This window comes from Aeromonas sp. 6P, assembly GCF_051919525.1.
In the GTDB taxonomy this organism is placed as follows: Bacteria; Pseudomonadota; Gammaproteobacteria; order Enterobacterales; family Aeromonadaceae; genus Aeromonas; species Aeromonas veronii.
Genome location: NZ_JBQBEO010000002.1, coordinates 1,161,523 through 1,176,935 on the forward strand (window position 1 = coordinate 1,161,523; position 15,413 = coordinate 1,176,935).

General features: G+C 59.2%; 13 protein-coding genes. 5 read left to right on the forward strand and 8 right to left on the reverse strand.

What is annotated here, in order from left to right:
* Nucleotides 1-86 precede the first annotated feature (86 nt).
* Entirely contained in the window at nucleotides 87-1,484 is a 1,398-nt protein-coding gene (locus tag ACTG2J_RS05645; RefSeq protein ID WP_040066712.1) for a nucleobase:cation symporter-2 family protein, read from the reverse strand.
* Between the two features lie 246 nt (nucleotides 1,485-1,730).
* Between ACTG2J_RS05645 and ACTG2J_RS05650 the strand changes: the two genes are divergently transcribed.
* Nucleotides 1,731-2,852 (forward strand): GGDEF domain-containing protein, encoded by a 1,122-nt coding sequence (locus ACTG2J_RS05650; RefSeq protein WP_005349944.1) that lies wholly within the window; start codon nucleotides 1,731-1,733, stop codon nucleotides 2,850-2,852.
* A gap of 33 nt (nucleotides 2,853-2,885) precedes the next feature.
* Here the strand turns inward: ACTG2J_RS05650 and ACTG2J_RS05655 are convergent, their stop codons facing one another.
* Both ACTG2J_RS05655 and ACTG2J_RS05660 read right to left on the reverse strand, forming a co-directional pair.
* Nucleotides 2,886-3,134, reverse strand: a complete 249-nt coding sequence (locus tag ACTG2J_RS05655; protein ID WP_005338382.1) for a YciN family protein — start codon at nucleotides 3,132-3,134, stop codon at nucleotides 2,886-2,888.
* A gap of 123 nt (nucleotides 3,135-3,257) precedes the next feature.
* Complete coding sequence (locus ACTG2J_RS05660) at nucleotides 3,258-4,637, reverse strand: MATE family efflux transporter (protein ID WP_279497930.1); 1,380 nt, start codon at nucleotides 4,635-4,637, stop codon at nucleotides 3,258-3,260.
* A gap of 120 nt (nucleotides 4,638-4,757) precedes the next feature.
* On the opposite strand from ACTG2J_RS05660, the gene ACTG2J_RS05665 reads away from it, so the two are divergent.
* Together ACTG2J_RS05665 and ACTG2J_RS05670 are read left to right on the forward strand one after the other, a co-directional pair.
* Entirely contained in the window at nucleotides 4,758-5,615 is an 858-nt protein-coding gene (locus ACTG2J_RS05665) for a helix-turn-helix transcriptional regulator (protein ID WP_279497931.1), read from the forward strand.
* A gap of 69 nt (nucleotides 5,616-5,684) precedes the next feature.
* On the forward strand, nucleotides 5,685-7,379 hold the full coding sequence (locus ACTG2J_RS05670; RefSeq protein ID WP_157161190.1) for an NAD-dependent malic enzyme: 1,695 nt from the start codon (nucleotides 5,685-5,687) through the stop codon (nucleotides 7,377-7,379).
* Nucleotides 7,380-7,483: 104 nt separating this feature from the next.
* On the opposite strand, the gene ompA is transcribed toward ACTG2J_RS05670, so the two are convergent.
* From ompA to ACTG2J_RS05685, 3 genes are all read right to left on the reverse strand, one after another.
* A complete protein-coding gene (gene ompA, locus ACTG2J_RS05675; protein WP_113738922.1) occupies nucleotides 7,484-8,485 on the reverse strand; it encodes a porin OmpA in 1,002 nt (333 codons plus the stop codon).
* Between the two features lie 307 nt (nucleotides 8,486-8,792).
* Entirely contained in the window at nucleotides 8,793-9,815 is a 1,023-nt protein-coding gene (locus ACTG2J_RS05680) for a porin OmpA (RefSeq protein WP_041202285.1), read from the reverse strand.
* 308 nt (nucleotides 9,816-10,123) lie between these two features.
* The gene (locus tag ACTG2J_RS05685) at nucleotides 10,124-10,720 is read right to left on the reverse strand and encodes a hypothetical protein (protein WP_411240555.1); all 597 of its coding nucleotides are present in this window, start codon (nucleotides 10,718-10,720) and stop codon (nucleotides 10,124-10,126) included.
* A 258-nt stretch (nucleotides 10,721-10,978) separates the two neighbouring features.
* On the opposite strand from ACTG2J_RS05685, the gene ACTG2J_RS05690 reads away from it, so the two are divergent.
* Both ACTG2J_RS05690 and ACTG2J_RS05695 read left to right on the forward strand, forming a co-directional pair.
* The gene (locus ACTG2J_RS05690; protein ID WP_005338367.1) at nucleotides 10,979-11,245 is read left to right on the forward strand and encodes a helix-turn-helix domain-containing protein; all 267 of its coding nucleotides are present in this window, start codon (nucleotides 10,979-10,981) and stop codon (nucleotides 11,243-11,245) included.
* 199 nt (nucleotides 11,246-11,444) lie between these two features.
* On the forward strand, nucleotides 11,445-12,785 hold the full coding sequence (locus ACTG2J_RS05695; protein WP_421302068.1) for an APC family permease: 1,341 nt from the start codon (nucleotides 11,445-11,447) through the stop codon (nucleotides 12,783-12,785).
* 71 nt (nucleotides 12,786-12,856) lie between these two features.
* Here the strand turns inward: ACTG2J_RS05695 and ACTG2J_RS05700 are convergent, their stop codons facing one another.
* Nucleotides 12,857-13,732 carry a patatin-like phospholipase family protein gene (locus tag ACTG2J_RS05700; RefSeq protein WP_439997269.1) on the reverse strand — a complete coding sequence of 292 codons (876 nt, stop codon included), beginning with the start codon at nucleotides 13,730-13,732 and terminating at the stop codon, nucleotides 12,857-12,859.
* A 46-nt stretch (nucleotides 13,733-13,778) separates the two neighbouring features.
* Entirely contained in the window at nucleotides 13,779-15,317 is a 1,539-nt protein-coding gene (locus ACTG2J_RS05705) for a sensor domain-containing diguanylate cyclase (protein ID WP_439997270.1), read from the reverse strand.
* Nucleotides 15,318-15,413: the final 96 nt, after the last annotated feature.

Sequence of the window (15,413 nt, forward strand, 5' to 3'; positions counted from 1 at the left end):
AAGGCTGCCCAGCACACTACCCGTGGCGACTGGCAAGGTAAAGCCCCGCAGTGCGGGGCTTGGGTTGGCTATCGGTGGACGATGTCTCAGGAGTGGCGCGCTTCGCGCTTGGGCAGCAGCAGGTTGAGCACGATGGCGGTGATGCCACCGGTGGCGACGCCGTAGGAGAGCACACTCTTGGCCAGCTCCGGCAGGTGTTGCAGCACTTCCGGCACCTGTGCGACCCCCAGCCCCATGGCCAGCGACACCGCCAGGATCATCAGGGCGCGGCGATCCAGCTCCTCGCGGGCAATGATGCGCACGCCAGCGGCAGCGATGGTGCCGAACATCACGATAGTGGCGCCCCCCAGTACGGGCTCGGGGATCTGCTGTACCAGGCTGGCGACCGCCGGGAACAGGCCGAGCAGGGCCAGCATGGCGGCGATAAAGAGACCGACGTGACGGCTGGCGACGCCGGTCAGCTGAATGACGCCGTTATTCTGGGCGAAGGTTGACATGGGGAAGGTGGAGAACACTGCCGCCAGCATGGAGTTGGCACCATCAGCCAGCACGCCGCCTTTGATCCGCTCCATATAGACAGGCCCTTCCAGTGGCTCGCCAGATATATCCGAGGTGGCGGTCATGTCGCCGATCGCTTCGAGCGCCGTGACCACGAAGATGATGGCGAGCGGCACGAACAGCTGCCAGTCAAAGCCGAGACCGTAGTGAAGCGGAATGGGCACCATCACCAGGGGGCCATCGAAGGTGGGGGCGCTCACTTTGCCCAACAGCAGGGCCACGGCATAGCCCGCCAGCATGGCGATCATGATGGCGGAGAGGCGCAACCAGGGGTTGCGACTGCGTTGCAGCAACACGATAAGGCCGAGCACCAGCAGGGAGAGGAAGAGGTTGGTGTGACTGGCGAAGCTGCCATCAGAGAGGGCTGCATAGCCGCCGCCCATGCTGATCAGGCCCACTTTGATCAGGGTCAGGCCGATCAGCAGCACCACTATGCCGGTGACCAGTGGGGTGATGATCCGTTTCACCAGATGGAGGAAGCGGCTCATCACCACGATAGTGAGTGCAGCAACCATCATGGTGCCAAACAATGTGCCCAACAGATCCTCGGTGGGCATGGCCGCCTGTTTGAGGGCGAGACCGGAGGCGATGATGGGGCCGAGGAAGTTGAAGCTGGTACCTTGCACCGAGAGCAGGCCGGAACCGATGGGGCCGAAGCGGCGGGTTTGAATGAAGGAGGCGATGCCGGACATGACCAGCGACATGGAGACGATATAACGGGTGTCGGCGGCAGGGAGGCCGAGGGCATTGGCGATAATCAGGGGCGGGGTAATGATGGCGACAAACATGGCGAGCATATGCTGCAGGGCGGCGAACAGCGTCTGGGGCAGAGGCGGGACATCCTCTATGCCATAGACCAGTTCGCTATGGGCTCGCCTGGGTGGATGTGCCTCTCGATTGGCGCGTGTGACAGCAGCCTGTTCCATAAGTACCTCGAATTGTGTGGGGAGGGGGAGAAAATTGGGCGCTATTGTAGTGATTGAAATGAGGCTGACCAGCGCTAATTATGCAAAAAAAGGTTTATTTTTTGATGGGTTGAAACGTTTGCGCACTGCGATTATCATCTGTCGGTTTGTGTGATCAACCTCTCCTTTTTATTCTCCCCGCTAATGACATTTTTACCACTTTGTAGGTGTAGAATGAGCCCTCAGTATTCATCGTGGAGACTCTGGATGCTCAAGTTGTCAGAGTTCTGGAGTGCGAGGGTTCACTCCGAAGACTTTACTCGTACACGCATGGGGTTTATGACGGTGCGTTTGCGCCTGCTGACCTGCTTGCTGATGCTCGGATTGCCCGCCTGGGCCGTGGTGGATTGGTTGACCTTGCCCGCCGTTCATTTCGAGCAGCTATTCCAGGCCAGGATCTTTTGCACCCTGGCGCTCTCGCCACTTATTCCGCTCTCGTACCTCATCCACTTCAAGCGGGAACGGATGAAGCTGGCCCTTGGCTACCTGATGGCCGTGATGATGCTCTTTTCCCTCTTCTGCCTGAACAGCTTTGGCGCCGGACAGGAGTTACAGGCGGGCTATGCTGCCTTTCCCTATCTGCTGATAACCCTGTTTGCCATCTTCCCCATTCCCCTCTCCCTCGGCTTGCAACTGGCAGGCGTGGTGCTGGTGACCATGCTGCTGGGCCACTGGCTGCTGGTGGGCCAGAGCATCTGGAGTCAGGCCACCCTGAATCAGGTGTGGGTGCTCGGCATGTTTACCATGGCCAGCTGCTGGGTGCAGTGCGGCCAGCTCAACATGCTGCTGCGGCTATATCGGGAATCGACCACCGATGAGCTGACCGGCATGATGAACCGCCGCTTGCTGATGAAGCAGCTGGAGCAGGCCAGAATCCGGCTGCAACTCAAGAAGAAGCCCTTTGCGGTGATGCTGCTGGATCTCGATCGCTTCAAGCGGATCAACGATATCTACGGCCATCTGGCGGGGGATGCGGTGCTCAAGGAGGTGGCGACCACCCTGGGGGAGCAGCTTGAGCCTGATATGGTGCTGGGGCGCTATGGCGGCGAAGAGTTTGCCATCCTGATGCACAACTGCGCCGATCCGGCACTGGCGAGCAAAATGGCCGAGCGGCTGCGCATTGCCGTCGAGGCGCGGCTGGTGAAGAGCCCCACTTCGGACGAATTGCTGGAGGTGACGGTAAGTATCGGGATTGCCATGGCTCGTTCCGATGACACCATCGATATTCTGATCAACCGTGCCGACGAGTGTCTCTATCAGGCCAAGATGGCGGGACGCAACTGCGTGGTGGTCGAGGGGCAAAACCGCGCAAAAACAGATGCCGCCTGAGGGCGGCATCCTGTTGGCAATGAGCTGGCGAGATCAGGCCAGCTTGTACTTGCCGGAGAGCTGCTGAGCCAGCAGCTTGAACATGTTGAAGACCGCCATGGTCTTGCCGGTCGGGGTGCCGTCTTCGGCCAGGAAATACTCCCCCTTGAACACCAGAATATCCCCCTTCTGCTCCACCGAATCGGCGCGCATACCGTGGATGAAGTCTTCATGCTCCTTGATGATCTTGTTGGCCATCTCAAGCAGGGCCGTCTCGGTGATCAGCTCTTTCTGTGGTTGCATGCTCGTCTCCTTAAACGACTACTGGACAGGGAAACCGTGGATCCCTGCCTCTGATTGAAGAGGCGCCAAGCATACTGCAAACAGGGTTTTTCTGTCATTGATATGACCCCGATTTGTGGCTGTTTATCCGATCACCAGATTCTTCAACCAGCAGCGTTGGCGAATACGGCGCTGCACCAGCAACACCTTGCTGAGCTCCTCCAGCAAGACCACCGCCACCACCCAGGAGAGGGGCCAGCCGAGCAGCGTGACAGCCACCCAGGCGAGCGGGATGCCGATGCACCACATGCCGACGATGTCGATAAAGATGCTGTAGTTCACATCGCCGCCAGAGCGCAGCACCCCGATGATCCCCACCATGTTGAACACCTTGAGCAGCATCCCGAGGCACATGATGCCGAGCACCTGACCCGCTTCCGTTATCAGCTCGGGGGGCAGGTTGCCGACCCACTGCAGCAGGTTGGCTTGCAGCAGCCAGACGATGATCCCCACCAGTAGCGCGCCAATCGGTGCCAGCAGCAGGAACAGCTGGGAGTGCTGCCAGGCGACCTCGTACTCCTCGGCCCCGAGCCGGTGGCCGAGCAGGGTGGAGCAGGCCACCGCCAGTCCGAAGAAGAGGGAGATCAGGATGCTCTCCAGGGTGCCGAGGGTGGTCATGATGGCCAGCGAATCGGTGCCAAGATGGGCGTAGAGAAAGCCGTAAATCAGCATGCCGAAGGCCCAGAGGCCGTCATGGAACAGCAGCGGCAGGGCGATCAGGGTAAAGCGCACCACCTCCTTGCGCTTGAAGGCGGCCAGCCAGTCTGGTGCGCGCGGGATCAGGCGCGCCTCATAACGCTTTACGTAGAGCAGCAGCAGGGCTGTCTGCAGCAGCCGGGAAATGGTGGTGCCCCAGGCCGAGCCGGCCACCCCCATCGCCTCGAAGCCGAAGTGACCGAAGATAAGGGCGTAGTTGAGGATGACGTTGGCGATGATAGCGATAATGCCGATGCGGGTCGGCGCGGCGGCATTGCCGACCGAGCGCAGGGCTGATTCCAGCGGCACTACGATAGCGGTACAGAGGATGGTGGCGCCGGTGATCATCAAGAATTGATCCGCCAGTGCCCGCAGCGCCGGATCCTGACTGGCAAAACCCAGCACGCTGCCCGGTGATAACACATAGATGAAGGCAAAGGGCAGGGTGACCAGCAGGGCGCCCACTATGGCCAGCGCCAGGGAGCGGCGCACCCCGGCCATCTCCCCGCGCCCGAAGTATTGTGCTGCCAATACCGAGACCCCGCCCGCGAGGCCCGCTATCACCAGCAGATTGAAGAAGAAGACCCGGTTACCCAAGCCGACCGCCGCCACAGCCGTGGTGCCAAGCTGGCTCACCATCATGATATCGATGAGTCCGAGCAGGGAGAACATCATGGATTGCAGCGAGACAGGCAGGGCCAGCCGCCACAATCGGGTCATGAACTCGCGATCGGTGGTTTGTTTTAAAATCGCTTGCCAATAATTCATAGTTGTTAACCGGGTATGAGAAAAGCAAGGTTTGTCAGGGGTATGATAGGGGCTGACGAGGCTCTTCTCACTGTGAGTAGCTCTCGATTTTCTTGTGTAAAACTATCCTGTTGAGGTGTTATGCCATTTGCCAGCGAGTGTCTGGAGATAGCGCCAGCCTGTGAAGAGCAGATGCTGGGACGTGAAGGGCTGCCCCTGCTCGGCGAGGCGGGGATCTTCCTGACCGGCCTCTCCCGGGTGCGGGATCACTACCTCATCCGCCGCAATCGCCCCGAGTTTCACATTCTGATGGTGAGTCACGATGAGGGGGGCGCGCTGCTCACCGACGAGGGGGAGCAAGCCATTCCGGCCGGATCGCTGATTTTCCTGCCGGCCGCCGTGCCCGGTGGGCTCAAGCTGATTGGCGAAAGCTGGCAGATCAGCTGGATTTTGCTCGATGACGTGCCGCGCTGGCAGCATCTGCACCGCCTTGGCCACCGTATCTGGCAAGGGGATGGCGGCGATCAGCTCTACCATCTGCTCAGCCTGATGCAGGGGGAGGGGGTTCGCTCTTCGCTGCAACCTCAACTGCTCAGCCTGTTGCTGGCGCTGCTGGAGCGCACCCTGCAAGGGGAGGTGCGCGGCACCCCTGAACTCAGATTGCAGGCACTGTTTCGCCGGGTGGAGGCGCGCCTGGACGAACCCTGGAGTGTCGCCCTGCTGGCCCGACAGATGGCTTGCTCCGTTCCCCATCTGCACCGCCTCTGTCAGCAAGCGTTCGGTGTGGGGCCGATGGCGAGAGTGACCGAGCTCAGAATGAACAAGGCGCGCCAGCTGCTGCTCTATACCAACTGGCCACTTGGCGAGCTGGCGGCCCGGGTCGGTTACAGCGATGGCGCCAACTTTGCCAACCGCTTTCGTCGTCTGACTGGTCAGACCCCCGGCGCCTTTCGTCGACTGGGTCGCAAACCTTTTGCAACGGATGTGCAAACTCTTTGAAATTAATGAGACAAGCCCCTAGGATCGGCGGGTCCCTGCGTCTAGCTAACCGTTTAGGTACCAAGATCCATGTTTGAAGATAATAACCAGAAACGTCCTCTCTACATTCCCTACGCCGGTCCCGCCCTGCTGGAGACCCCTTTGCTCAACAAGGGCAGCGCCTTCACCAGCGAAGAGCGCAGCAACTTCAACCTCGAAGGTCTGTTGCCCCAGAATATCGAGACCATCGAAGAGCAGGCCGAGCGCGCCTATCGCCAGTTCATGGCGTTTGGCAACGACATGGACAAGCACATCTACCTGCGCAACATCCAGGATACCAACGAGACGCTCTTCTACCGTCTGCTGCACAACCACCTGACCGAGATGCTGCCCATCATCTACACCCCGACCGTCGGTAAGGCGTGCGAAGAGTTTTCCAACATCTATCGCCGCGCCCGTGGCCTGTTTATCTCCTATCCGGACAAGGACAGGATCGATGACATGCTGCAAAACGCCACCAAGCAGAACGTCAAGGTGATCGTGGTGACCGATGGCGAGCGGATCCTGGGTCTGGGTGACCAGGGTATCGGCGGCATGGGCATTCCCATCGGCAAGCTCTCCCTCTACACCGCCTGTGGCGGTATCTCGCCCGCCTACTGCCTGCCGGTGGTGCTGGATGTCGGCACCAACAACCAGCAACTGCTGAATGACCCCTTCTATATGGGGTGGCGCAATCCGCGTATCTCGGGGGATGAGTACGCCGAGTTTGTCGATGCCTTCATTCAGGCGGTCAAGCGCCGCTGGCCCGATATCCTGCTGCAGTTTGAGGATTTCGCCCAGAACAACGCTATGCCGCTGCTCAACCGCTACAAGAACGAGCTCTGCTGCTTCAACGACGATATTCAGGGCACTGCAGCGGTGACCCTGGGCAGCCTCATCGCCGCCTGCAAGGCCTCCGGCGCCAAGCTCTCCGAGAAGCGGGTTGCCTTCCTCGGGGCGGGCAGCGCCGGTTGCGGTATCGCCGAGCAGATCGTGGCGCAGATGAAGGCCGAAGGGCTGACCGATGCCCAGGCGCGCAGCCGGGTATTTATGGTGGACCGCTTCGGTCTTATCACCGACAAGATCCCCAACCAGCTCGACTTCCAGCGCCGTCTCTCCCAACCGGTGGAGCGCATCGCCGACTGGCCGGTGGGGGACAATATCTCCCTGCTGGAGGTGATGGAGCACGGTCGCCCGGATATCCTGATCGGGGTATCCGGTCAGCCGGGGCTGTTCACCGAAGAGGTGGTCAAGACCATGCACAAGCACTGTGCCCGTCCCATCATCTTCCCGCTCTCCAACCCTACCTCACGGGTCGAGGCGACGCCGGCAGACCTCATCCGCTGGACCGACGGTCAGGCGCTGGTGGCCACCGGCAGTCCGTTTGCACCGGTGGAGCACAAGGGCAAGCGCTACGTCATCGCCCAGTGCAACAACTCCTTCATCTTCCCGGGGATCGGCCTTGGCGTCATCGCCTCCGGCGCCACCCGGGTGACCGACGCCATGTTGATGTCGGCCAGCCGCGCGCTGGCGGAGTGTTCGCCGCTGGTGAAAGGGGAGGAGGGATCTCTGCTGCCGGATCTGGCGGATATCCATCGGGTCTCCCGCTACATCGCCAAGATGGTGGCCAAGACCGCCATGCTGCAGGGCAAGGCGGTGCAGACCCCGGACGAGGTGATCGATCAGGCCATCGACGCCAACTTCTGGCATCCGGAATATCGCCGCTACCGCCGCACTTCCTTCTGATACAGCTCAGCGCTAAATCACCGTAAAAACAAAGGGATGCCTCGGCATCCCTTTTTGCATCCGGAGGGGATGCAGTTTCATCCCCTTGGTGTTGTCAGACGTGATTACTGGGTCACTTGCTGCACGCCGGTGACGCGAACTTCTACACGGCGATCCGGCGCTAGGCAGGAGATCAGCTGAGCCTTGCCCTTGACGCTGTTGCACTGGGTACCGGTGACCGGATTGGCTTCACCGCGACCTTCGATGGCAACTTTGCCAGCCGGCAGACCTTTGCCAACCAGGAAGTCGGCTACGGTACGGGCACGCGCTTCGGAGAGTTTCAGGTTGTAGGCATCAGAACCGATACGGTCGGTGTAACCGACGACCACGGCGCTGCCATCTTTCGGCTGAACATCAACGATCTGCTGATACAGGGTGTTCAGCGCTGCGACACCTTCTGGCTTGAGGGTGGATTTGCCAAAGGCAAACAGTACGTCAGAGCTCAGGGCGAAGTTCTTGTCGACCAGTACCGGCTCGGGAACCGGCTCAGGCGCAGGGGCGGCAACCGGGGCAACATAAGAGGTGCGGTTCGGGTGCATCACCAGCTCCAGGGTCGCGACGCTCATGTCGCTCTCCCAGGTTTTCTGCTCGTCACCCAGATTCCAAAGATAGCGGTAGCGTGCCTGCACATCGATAAGGTCGGAGAGCTTGGCAGTCAGACCCAGACCCGCCAGCGGCGCAGTGCCGTTGTCGCTGTTGCCATTACCGTTGACGTGATTGAAGTAGGCACCACCTTCAGCAAACACCGAGAAGATGTCGCCCAGTGGCAGGCGGGCGATACCGGAGAGGGTGGCTCCCTGGGTTTTGAAATCTGCACCGTCAACGCCCGCTTTACCGGCGTAGAGGTAGCCCAGCTCAGCTGCGTAGTAGTCGTTGAAGTTGTAACCGCCGAACAGGCTCAGCGCGGTGGCGTCTTTGTCTGTATCCAGACCTTGTACATCGTCAAGGTTGTGAGCATAAGCCCAACCTGCACCAACACCGGTGTACCAGTCATCGGCAGCCTGAGCTGTGGTGCCTGCGGCGGCGAGCGCCAGTGCAATCAGGGTAGGAGCCATTTTGAGTTTCATCGGTTTATCCTCGTTGTGTTAGCCCATGTCGGGCAATGCACTTGTTTTTATTGCTGCGAAAAATCGCCAGCAAAGTGGATAGCGAAGGCTTTGGACTCTCATGATGCATTGGCGTCATGGACAACAGACCGGACAAGAAGCGCTTTTTAGTGCTTATCCAATACCTTACAGGCGCAACTACTTTATGCTTTCGAGACGGGGCAGGCAAGGGCAGGGAGGCGGGAGTGAGGGATGCAAGCGAGAACGAGACAAACAAAAAGGGATGCCGCAGCATCCCTTTTTTTCGCACTATCTGAACGAGGTCAGATTATTGCTGAACTTCTTGTACGCCAGATACGCGAACTTCTACGCGACGATCCGGAGCCAGGCAGGAGATCAGCTGAGCTTTAGCAGTTACGCCGTTGCACTTGGTGCCGGTAACCGGGTTGGCTTCGCCACGACCTTCGATGGCAACTTTGCTGGCAGCCATACCTTTGCTCACCAGGAAGTTGGCAACGGTACGGGCACGGGCTTCAGACAGCTTCTGGTTGTAAGCGTCGGAACCGATACGGTCGGTGTAACCAACAACAACAGCGTTGCCATCTTTCGGCTGGAACTCAACGATTTGCTGATACAGACCGTTCAGGGCTGCAACGCCTTCCGGCTTCAGGGTGTCTTTGCCGAAGGCAAACAGCACGTCTGAGTTCAGGGCGAAGTTCTTCTCTACCACTTGCGGAGCAGGGGCCGGCGCTTCTTCAACAACCGGAGCAGCTACCGGAGCTACGTAGGAAGTACGGAACGGGTGGTATACCGCTTCCAGAGTAGCAACGCTCTGGTTGGACTTGTAATGGGTGCCGTCAACGTTCAGGTCAGCCACGTCCCACATGTAGCGGTAGCGAGCTTGCAGATCCAGCGCGTCACTTACTTTGTAAGTCACACCAGCACCGGCCAGCGGGGAAACTTTAGTGTCGCTGATGCCCAGACCGTCGGTGTGAGCCCAGTAGGCGCCGCCTTCAGCGAACAGGGAGAAGTCGTTGCCAACCGGCATACGGGCGATACCGGACAGGGTGGCACCCTGGTTTTCGTAACGCAGACCTTCGGTGTTGCCACGACCGGCATACTGGTAACCGAATTCGGTACCGAAGTTTTCGGTGAAGTTGTAACCAACGAAGGCGTTGGCGGCAGCTGCATCTTCAGTACCAGCGTAACCGCCGCCATCGATCTTGTTCAGACCGTTGAAGTGAGCAGCACCGACACCGGCACCGAAGTAGATGTCGTCAGCGGCGTGAGCAGCGGTAGCACCCAGAGCAGCCATGGCGATGGCGATCATGGAAGGAGCCATTTTCATCATAAAAAAATCCTCGTTGAGATCGCACGTTATTCACGTGCTTCACACTTTGTAATTTATGTAAGCTGCAGGCTCCGCCGTACGGCTGGCGTCGAGTCTGGCAGATGACCCGGTATAACCGGGTTGCACACTCTCCTGGTGTGTCGAGTGCGCTGGCATGGCACGCAATGCGTGAGAAACCACTGCCAGGCAACTGATGTCATTCCGATGACGAGGCGCACTCTATGCCGATTTTAAAACATGATCAAGCTCACAAATGAGCCTTGTGGCAAATTGTGTCGTGCTCTTAACTGGCTGTTTATTTTGATTAATTAGTGATCCAGATAGGCCCTGTGCAGTTTCTTCTCCAGCTTCATATAAGCCTGAACCCAGTCGCTAAGCGGGCTGGCAGGATTCGCTCTGGCGGCAAAGACCGAGAGGTAATCAGCCTGGGTTGCGCTCTGCAGCAGGGGGGTAAATGTCATCAAGAAATGTCGGGCCAGATAGGGGTCAAGGGGCCAGATGTTGAGGATGGCGCGAGCCACAGGCTGAACCGCAGCTGAACTGATGAAGTGGCGATGTCCCGCCTCCAGCCAGTCGGCCATCTCGCACATGCCCGATTCGGGCACCAGACCACCATCACCCGGGGTGGTTGCCAGAGCAATTGCCTGACCGTTTACCGTGACGAGCTGCTCATTGTTATGCAGGGTGCCGTCATGGCTGCGCAAGGCCAGGTCCGGGCACGCCTGTTCAAGAAACAGGCTGCAGCTCTCCGGCAGGGCGGCCAGCAGTTCGCTGGCGTGGCTGGACATCAAGGCCGGAAGCCAGAATGCTTCGGCGCGATATTGTTCACCTTGCAGGCGCTGTTGTGCCAGTTCTTCTGTGCTGGATACGGGGTGCAGGCGAGAGATAATGCCGGGAAACGCCATACTTATTCCTCTTAATGGGTATCCGGCGGATTATACGAGTTATTGGGGGGGCCACAATAAAGGTTTCTTTTCGAGACTGTTTACCTGAGGCGGCTGAGCGATTACCATCCCCCCTTGAAGGCAAGGGTTGTCGCCGAAAGGCGCTCATAAGATAGAGGCTCGACCATAACGAGTCCGAACAAAACTGATACACTTGACTACGAGTCGTCGCGAAAAATAAAAGGCGGAGTAAATCCACCAAACGGAGTATGGAACATTATGAATTCAAATATCGTCACTGTTGGCAAGAAGATCCGTCAGATCCGTGAAGCGGTCGGTTTGAGCCGTCCGAAGTTTGCAGATTTGCTGGGTGTTCCTCCCACCACGCTGAAAAACTACGAGCTGGGTTACCGTGAAGTTGGGGGCGCCTTCCTGGTTGCCCTGGCGCACCACCCGGATCTGCACAAGTTCACCCTCTGGCTGCTGGCAGACAAGAAAGTCGCCGAAATCGGCCAGATTGGCCCGGATGACCTCGCCAAGGCGTGATCATCGATGTGAATAGAAATGCCGCCTTCGGGCGGTATTTTTTTTGGGTTGCCGATCGATATTTTGATCTAACACGCTTTGAATTATCCATGCAGGCCAACGAGAATAAGCGGCCCCGAAAAGTGGGCCCCTGGTGGTATCTGGCCACCTGAACACTATTACATTCAGGATGATATGAGCAATCGTATGGAGTATGGGTATGAGCAGTAATGAGTTGGATAAACGCTATGGCCTGATGACTGCCATTGCGATGGTGGTCGGCGTGGTGATCGGCTCCGGTGTCTTCTTCAAGGCCGATGATGTACTGCGTCTGACTGGCGGTAATCTGGCCATTGCGCTGCTGGCATGGGCGCTGGGGGCATTTTCGATGATCTTCGGCGCGCTGGTGTTTGCCGAGTTTGCCCAGCGGATCGAAAAGTCCAACGGTATCGTCGATTATGCCGAAGCGGCATACGGCAAAATGTTTGGTTATCTGGTGGGGTGGTTTAAAGGCGTACTCTATTACGCCCCTCTTTCCGCCATCCTTGCCTGGGTCGCTGCTCTGTACACCATGATCTTGCTCGGTAGTGATAATCCGACCAACTCTGGTGCGACCTGGATACTGGCGGCTGTCTATATGACGGTCACCTATCTGATCAACTTCTACACCCCGGTCCTGGCGGGCAAGCTGCAAGTGGGTTCTACCCTGATCAAGTTGATCCCGCTGATCCTGGTTGCCATTGTGGGCACCATTTCAGGCTTGCTCAATGGTGTCACCGTGACCAACTTTGTGCAGGCAATGGATGGGATAGGAAGCTCCGGAGGCACGCTGGCCACGGCCGTGGTTGCCACCGCCTTCGCTTATGAGGGGTGGATCGCCGCCGTGACCATCAACAGCGAAATTCGCGATTCCAAGAAGAATCTGCCCAGAGCGCTGGTGATTGGCACCCTGATAGTCTTTGTGGTCTATGTCACCTATTTTCTGGGGATCGCCAGCGTCTTGCCGACGGACGAGATAGTGGCGCAAGGGGATAACGCGGTAAATCTCGCGACAACCAGCCTGTTTGGCGGGACTGCCTCGACCATTTTGACCGTGTTCGTGATTATCTCCTGCCTCGGCACCCTCAATGGTCTGGTGTTGGCGACCATGCGCATTCCCTACTCGCTGGCGATCCGCAATCAGGGTCCTGCCCCCAAGTGGATGAGCCGTATCGAACCGCATCACCACATGCCAATCAACTCGGCCCTCGCAGCAGCCTTGTTGTCGGTGATCTACTCAGTGTTGTGGTACTGCAGCATCAACGAGACATTCGGTCGTTACATCGCTCTGGACGAGATGCCGATCGTGCTGATTTATGGCCTCTATCTGTTCCTCTATGTCTGGTACATGCGCACCTTTACCGAGTTGGGCTGGATAAAGCGGTTTGTGATCCCGACCTGCGCCACCCTGGGCGCGCTCATCATTCTGTATGGCGGTATCACCAATCCCAGTCTGGGACTCTATCTGCTGGTCTCTGTGGGGGTGATTCTGCTCGGGTTGCTCTTCTACCGTAAGGAGTGACCGGGTAAGTGAGTTGAAAAAAAAGCGCCGAATGGCGCTTTTTTCATGTGTAAACCACAGCATGTCGACAACTAACTGCCCAGCAACCCGAGGCGGCCCAGTTCATCCTTGAGCTGATCGAGGTTGCGCTCGACACAGGCTTCCCCCTCGTTGATGGCATCGCTGGCGCGATGAAAATCCATGATGGAGAAGCTGCCAAGGCGCGGGCAGAGCTGGATCTCCGGCGGGTCACCGGCCATCCGGGCGCGGGTGATCCGCTCCTGCATGATGTTGATGGAGCCACTCATCACGCTCCACAGACCTGGGGTAGCTGGCGCGGACTCACCGCGATTGAGCCACTGGCTGAGCAGGCCGCCGCTGCCGGGTTGATCCGGCTGATCGGTCCAGGGTTGGTGCATATCGGTGTTGAGGTTGACCGCAATCACCACCTCGGCCCCCATGGCGCGGGCCAGCGAGATGGGCACCGGATTGACCACGGCGCCATCGACCAGCCAGCGGTCGTTGATCCGGGTCGGGGTGAGGATCCCCGGCATGCCGCAGGAGGCGCGCACCGACTGGCGCAGCGGGCCCTGTTGCAGCCAGATCTCGCGGCCGGTATCGAGTTCGGTGGCGATGCAGGCGAAGGGGATGGGCAGATTCTCGAGATCGGGGTCCCCCAGATGGCTGGCGGCAAGGCCAAATACCTTTTCGCCGCGAAACAGACCGCCGGAGAGGGCCGGGTCGAGCAGGCTGACCACCTGCAGGCGGGTAAAGCCGCGCACCCAGGTTTCCAGTCGATCCAGTTCTCCGGCGGCATAGGCGGCACCGACAAAGCTGCCGATGGAGCAGCCAGCGATCAAATCCGGTTTGATGCCGAGACGTTCAAGGGCGCGGATGACGCCGATATGGGCCCATCCTCTGGCGGCGCCGCTCCCGAGAGCGAGCCCTACGCGGGGTTTACGTGGCACGACAGTCCTCCAAAAAAGGGGTTGAGGGCTCAGCTTACTCCGAGAGTCAGGAGGCGTCACCCTGCCATCTTTCGCTGCGGTTGCGACCGTTGGCCTTGGCCTGATAGAGCGCCACATCGGCGCGGCGCACCGCTTCGTGCAGGGGAAGGTTCTCCTGGTGGGGCAGATAGCCGAGGCTGATGGTGACCTCCAGCCCGGGCTCGATGGCGGCCCAGTCGTGATCCGCCACCGCCTTTCTCAGCCGCTCCGCCAGCTCGCCGAGCTGCGTTGCATCAGCGCGGCCAATCAGCAGCAGAAACTCTTCGCCCCCCCAGCGGATCAGGCGATCAGTGGGCCTAATCTGCTGCTGGCAGAGCTGCACCAGCCGGATCAGCACGATATCGCCGACGGCATGGCCGAAGTTGTCATTGACCCGTTTGAAGTGATCCGCATCGAACATCAGGATCCCCGCTTGCAGCCGGGCCAGATCGCCCGCCTGTTCCAGCAGCACCAGATAGTGGCGGTTGAAGGCGCCGGTGAGGGCATCGTGGCAGGAGAGATAATTGAGCCGCTGGTTGAGGCGATGGGACCTCAGGTTGGAGAGGGCGGCCAGCAGCATAAAGAGGATGGCGAGCAGGGTCGGCGTGGACTGGCAGAGCATGGCCCACACCAGCGGCAGCAGGGTGACGTTGTGCACCAGTCGCAACGGGGTATCTGGGATTGCCATGGTCAGCTGCAATGCCCCTTGTTGCCACTGGTATTCGTCGGTCGGCTCGGGGTCTTGCGGCACTACGGGCTGGAGTGCGCTGCTGGCCAGCACCTGATGGTACTGATTGAGCAGCAGATACTCACCCAGCGCCGGCGCCAGCTGATTGAGCTGCGATTGCAAGCGTGAGAGCAGGATGTCCATGCTGATCATCCCTACCAGCGAGCCGTCCTTGTAGAGAGGCTGGGACATGGTGACCATGGTGCCCAGTCCGGCAAAATCTTCGTAGGGGCGGGAGAGAATGGTGTCCCGGCGGGGGTTGGGTGACATCAGCGCATCCTGCCAGTAGTGCTTGTCATAGATGCTGCGGGCAAAGCGAAACTGGCTGGAGGGGATCCAGGGATAGAGGTAGATAAAGTTGTCCACGCCAGTGAAGTAGGCCCAGGCGATCTCGCTGCCCAGGCGCTGACTGGCGGTGGCCAGCAAGGGGGAGAGGCTCAGGGCCAAATGAAGTTGCGCCTCCCGCGCACTGCCGGGGGGCGGCAGCGGGCCGTCACCGGTGAGGTTGCCCGCCAGTCCGGCCGGTAAATCGCCGGGGAGTTTGTCGAGGGCCAGCCCCTCTGGCAGCGCCTCGATATGGCGATAGAGCTGGCGGGTGAGCACCGACTGGGGGTCGCTGCGCAGTCGCTCTTCGGCCTGACCGCGCATCGCCTCCAGAAACACTTCGGTCTGTTTGAACCGATCCCGCAGGTAGATGGCGCTGTTGAGGGTATCGCTCTGGTAGAGGCGTTCTATCTGTTTCAGGCTTTGCCGCAAGGTCAGACCAATCAGCAGGATGACCACGGCGAACAGGAGCCAGGTCAGGCGTGTGAGAAAGCGGTGGTCAGACATTTTGGGCATAGGCAGTCAGTCGGGTTGCGAAGGAAATTGTCGTTAGTGTATGCGATGTGGCGTGAAAACAAACGGCGCGACCTGAAACAGAGTGAGCTTATCCCG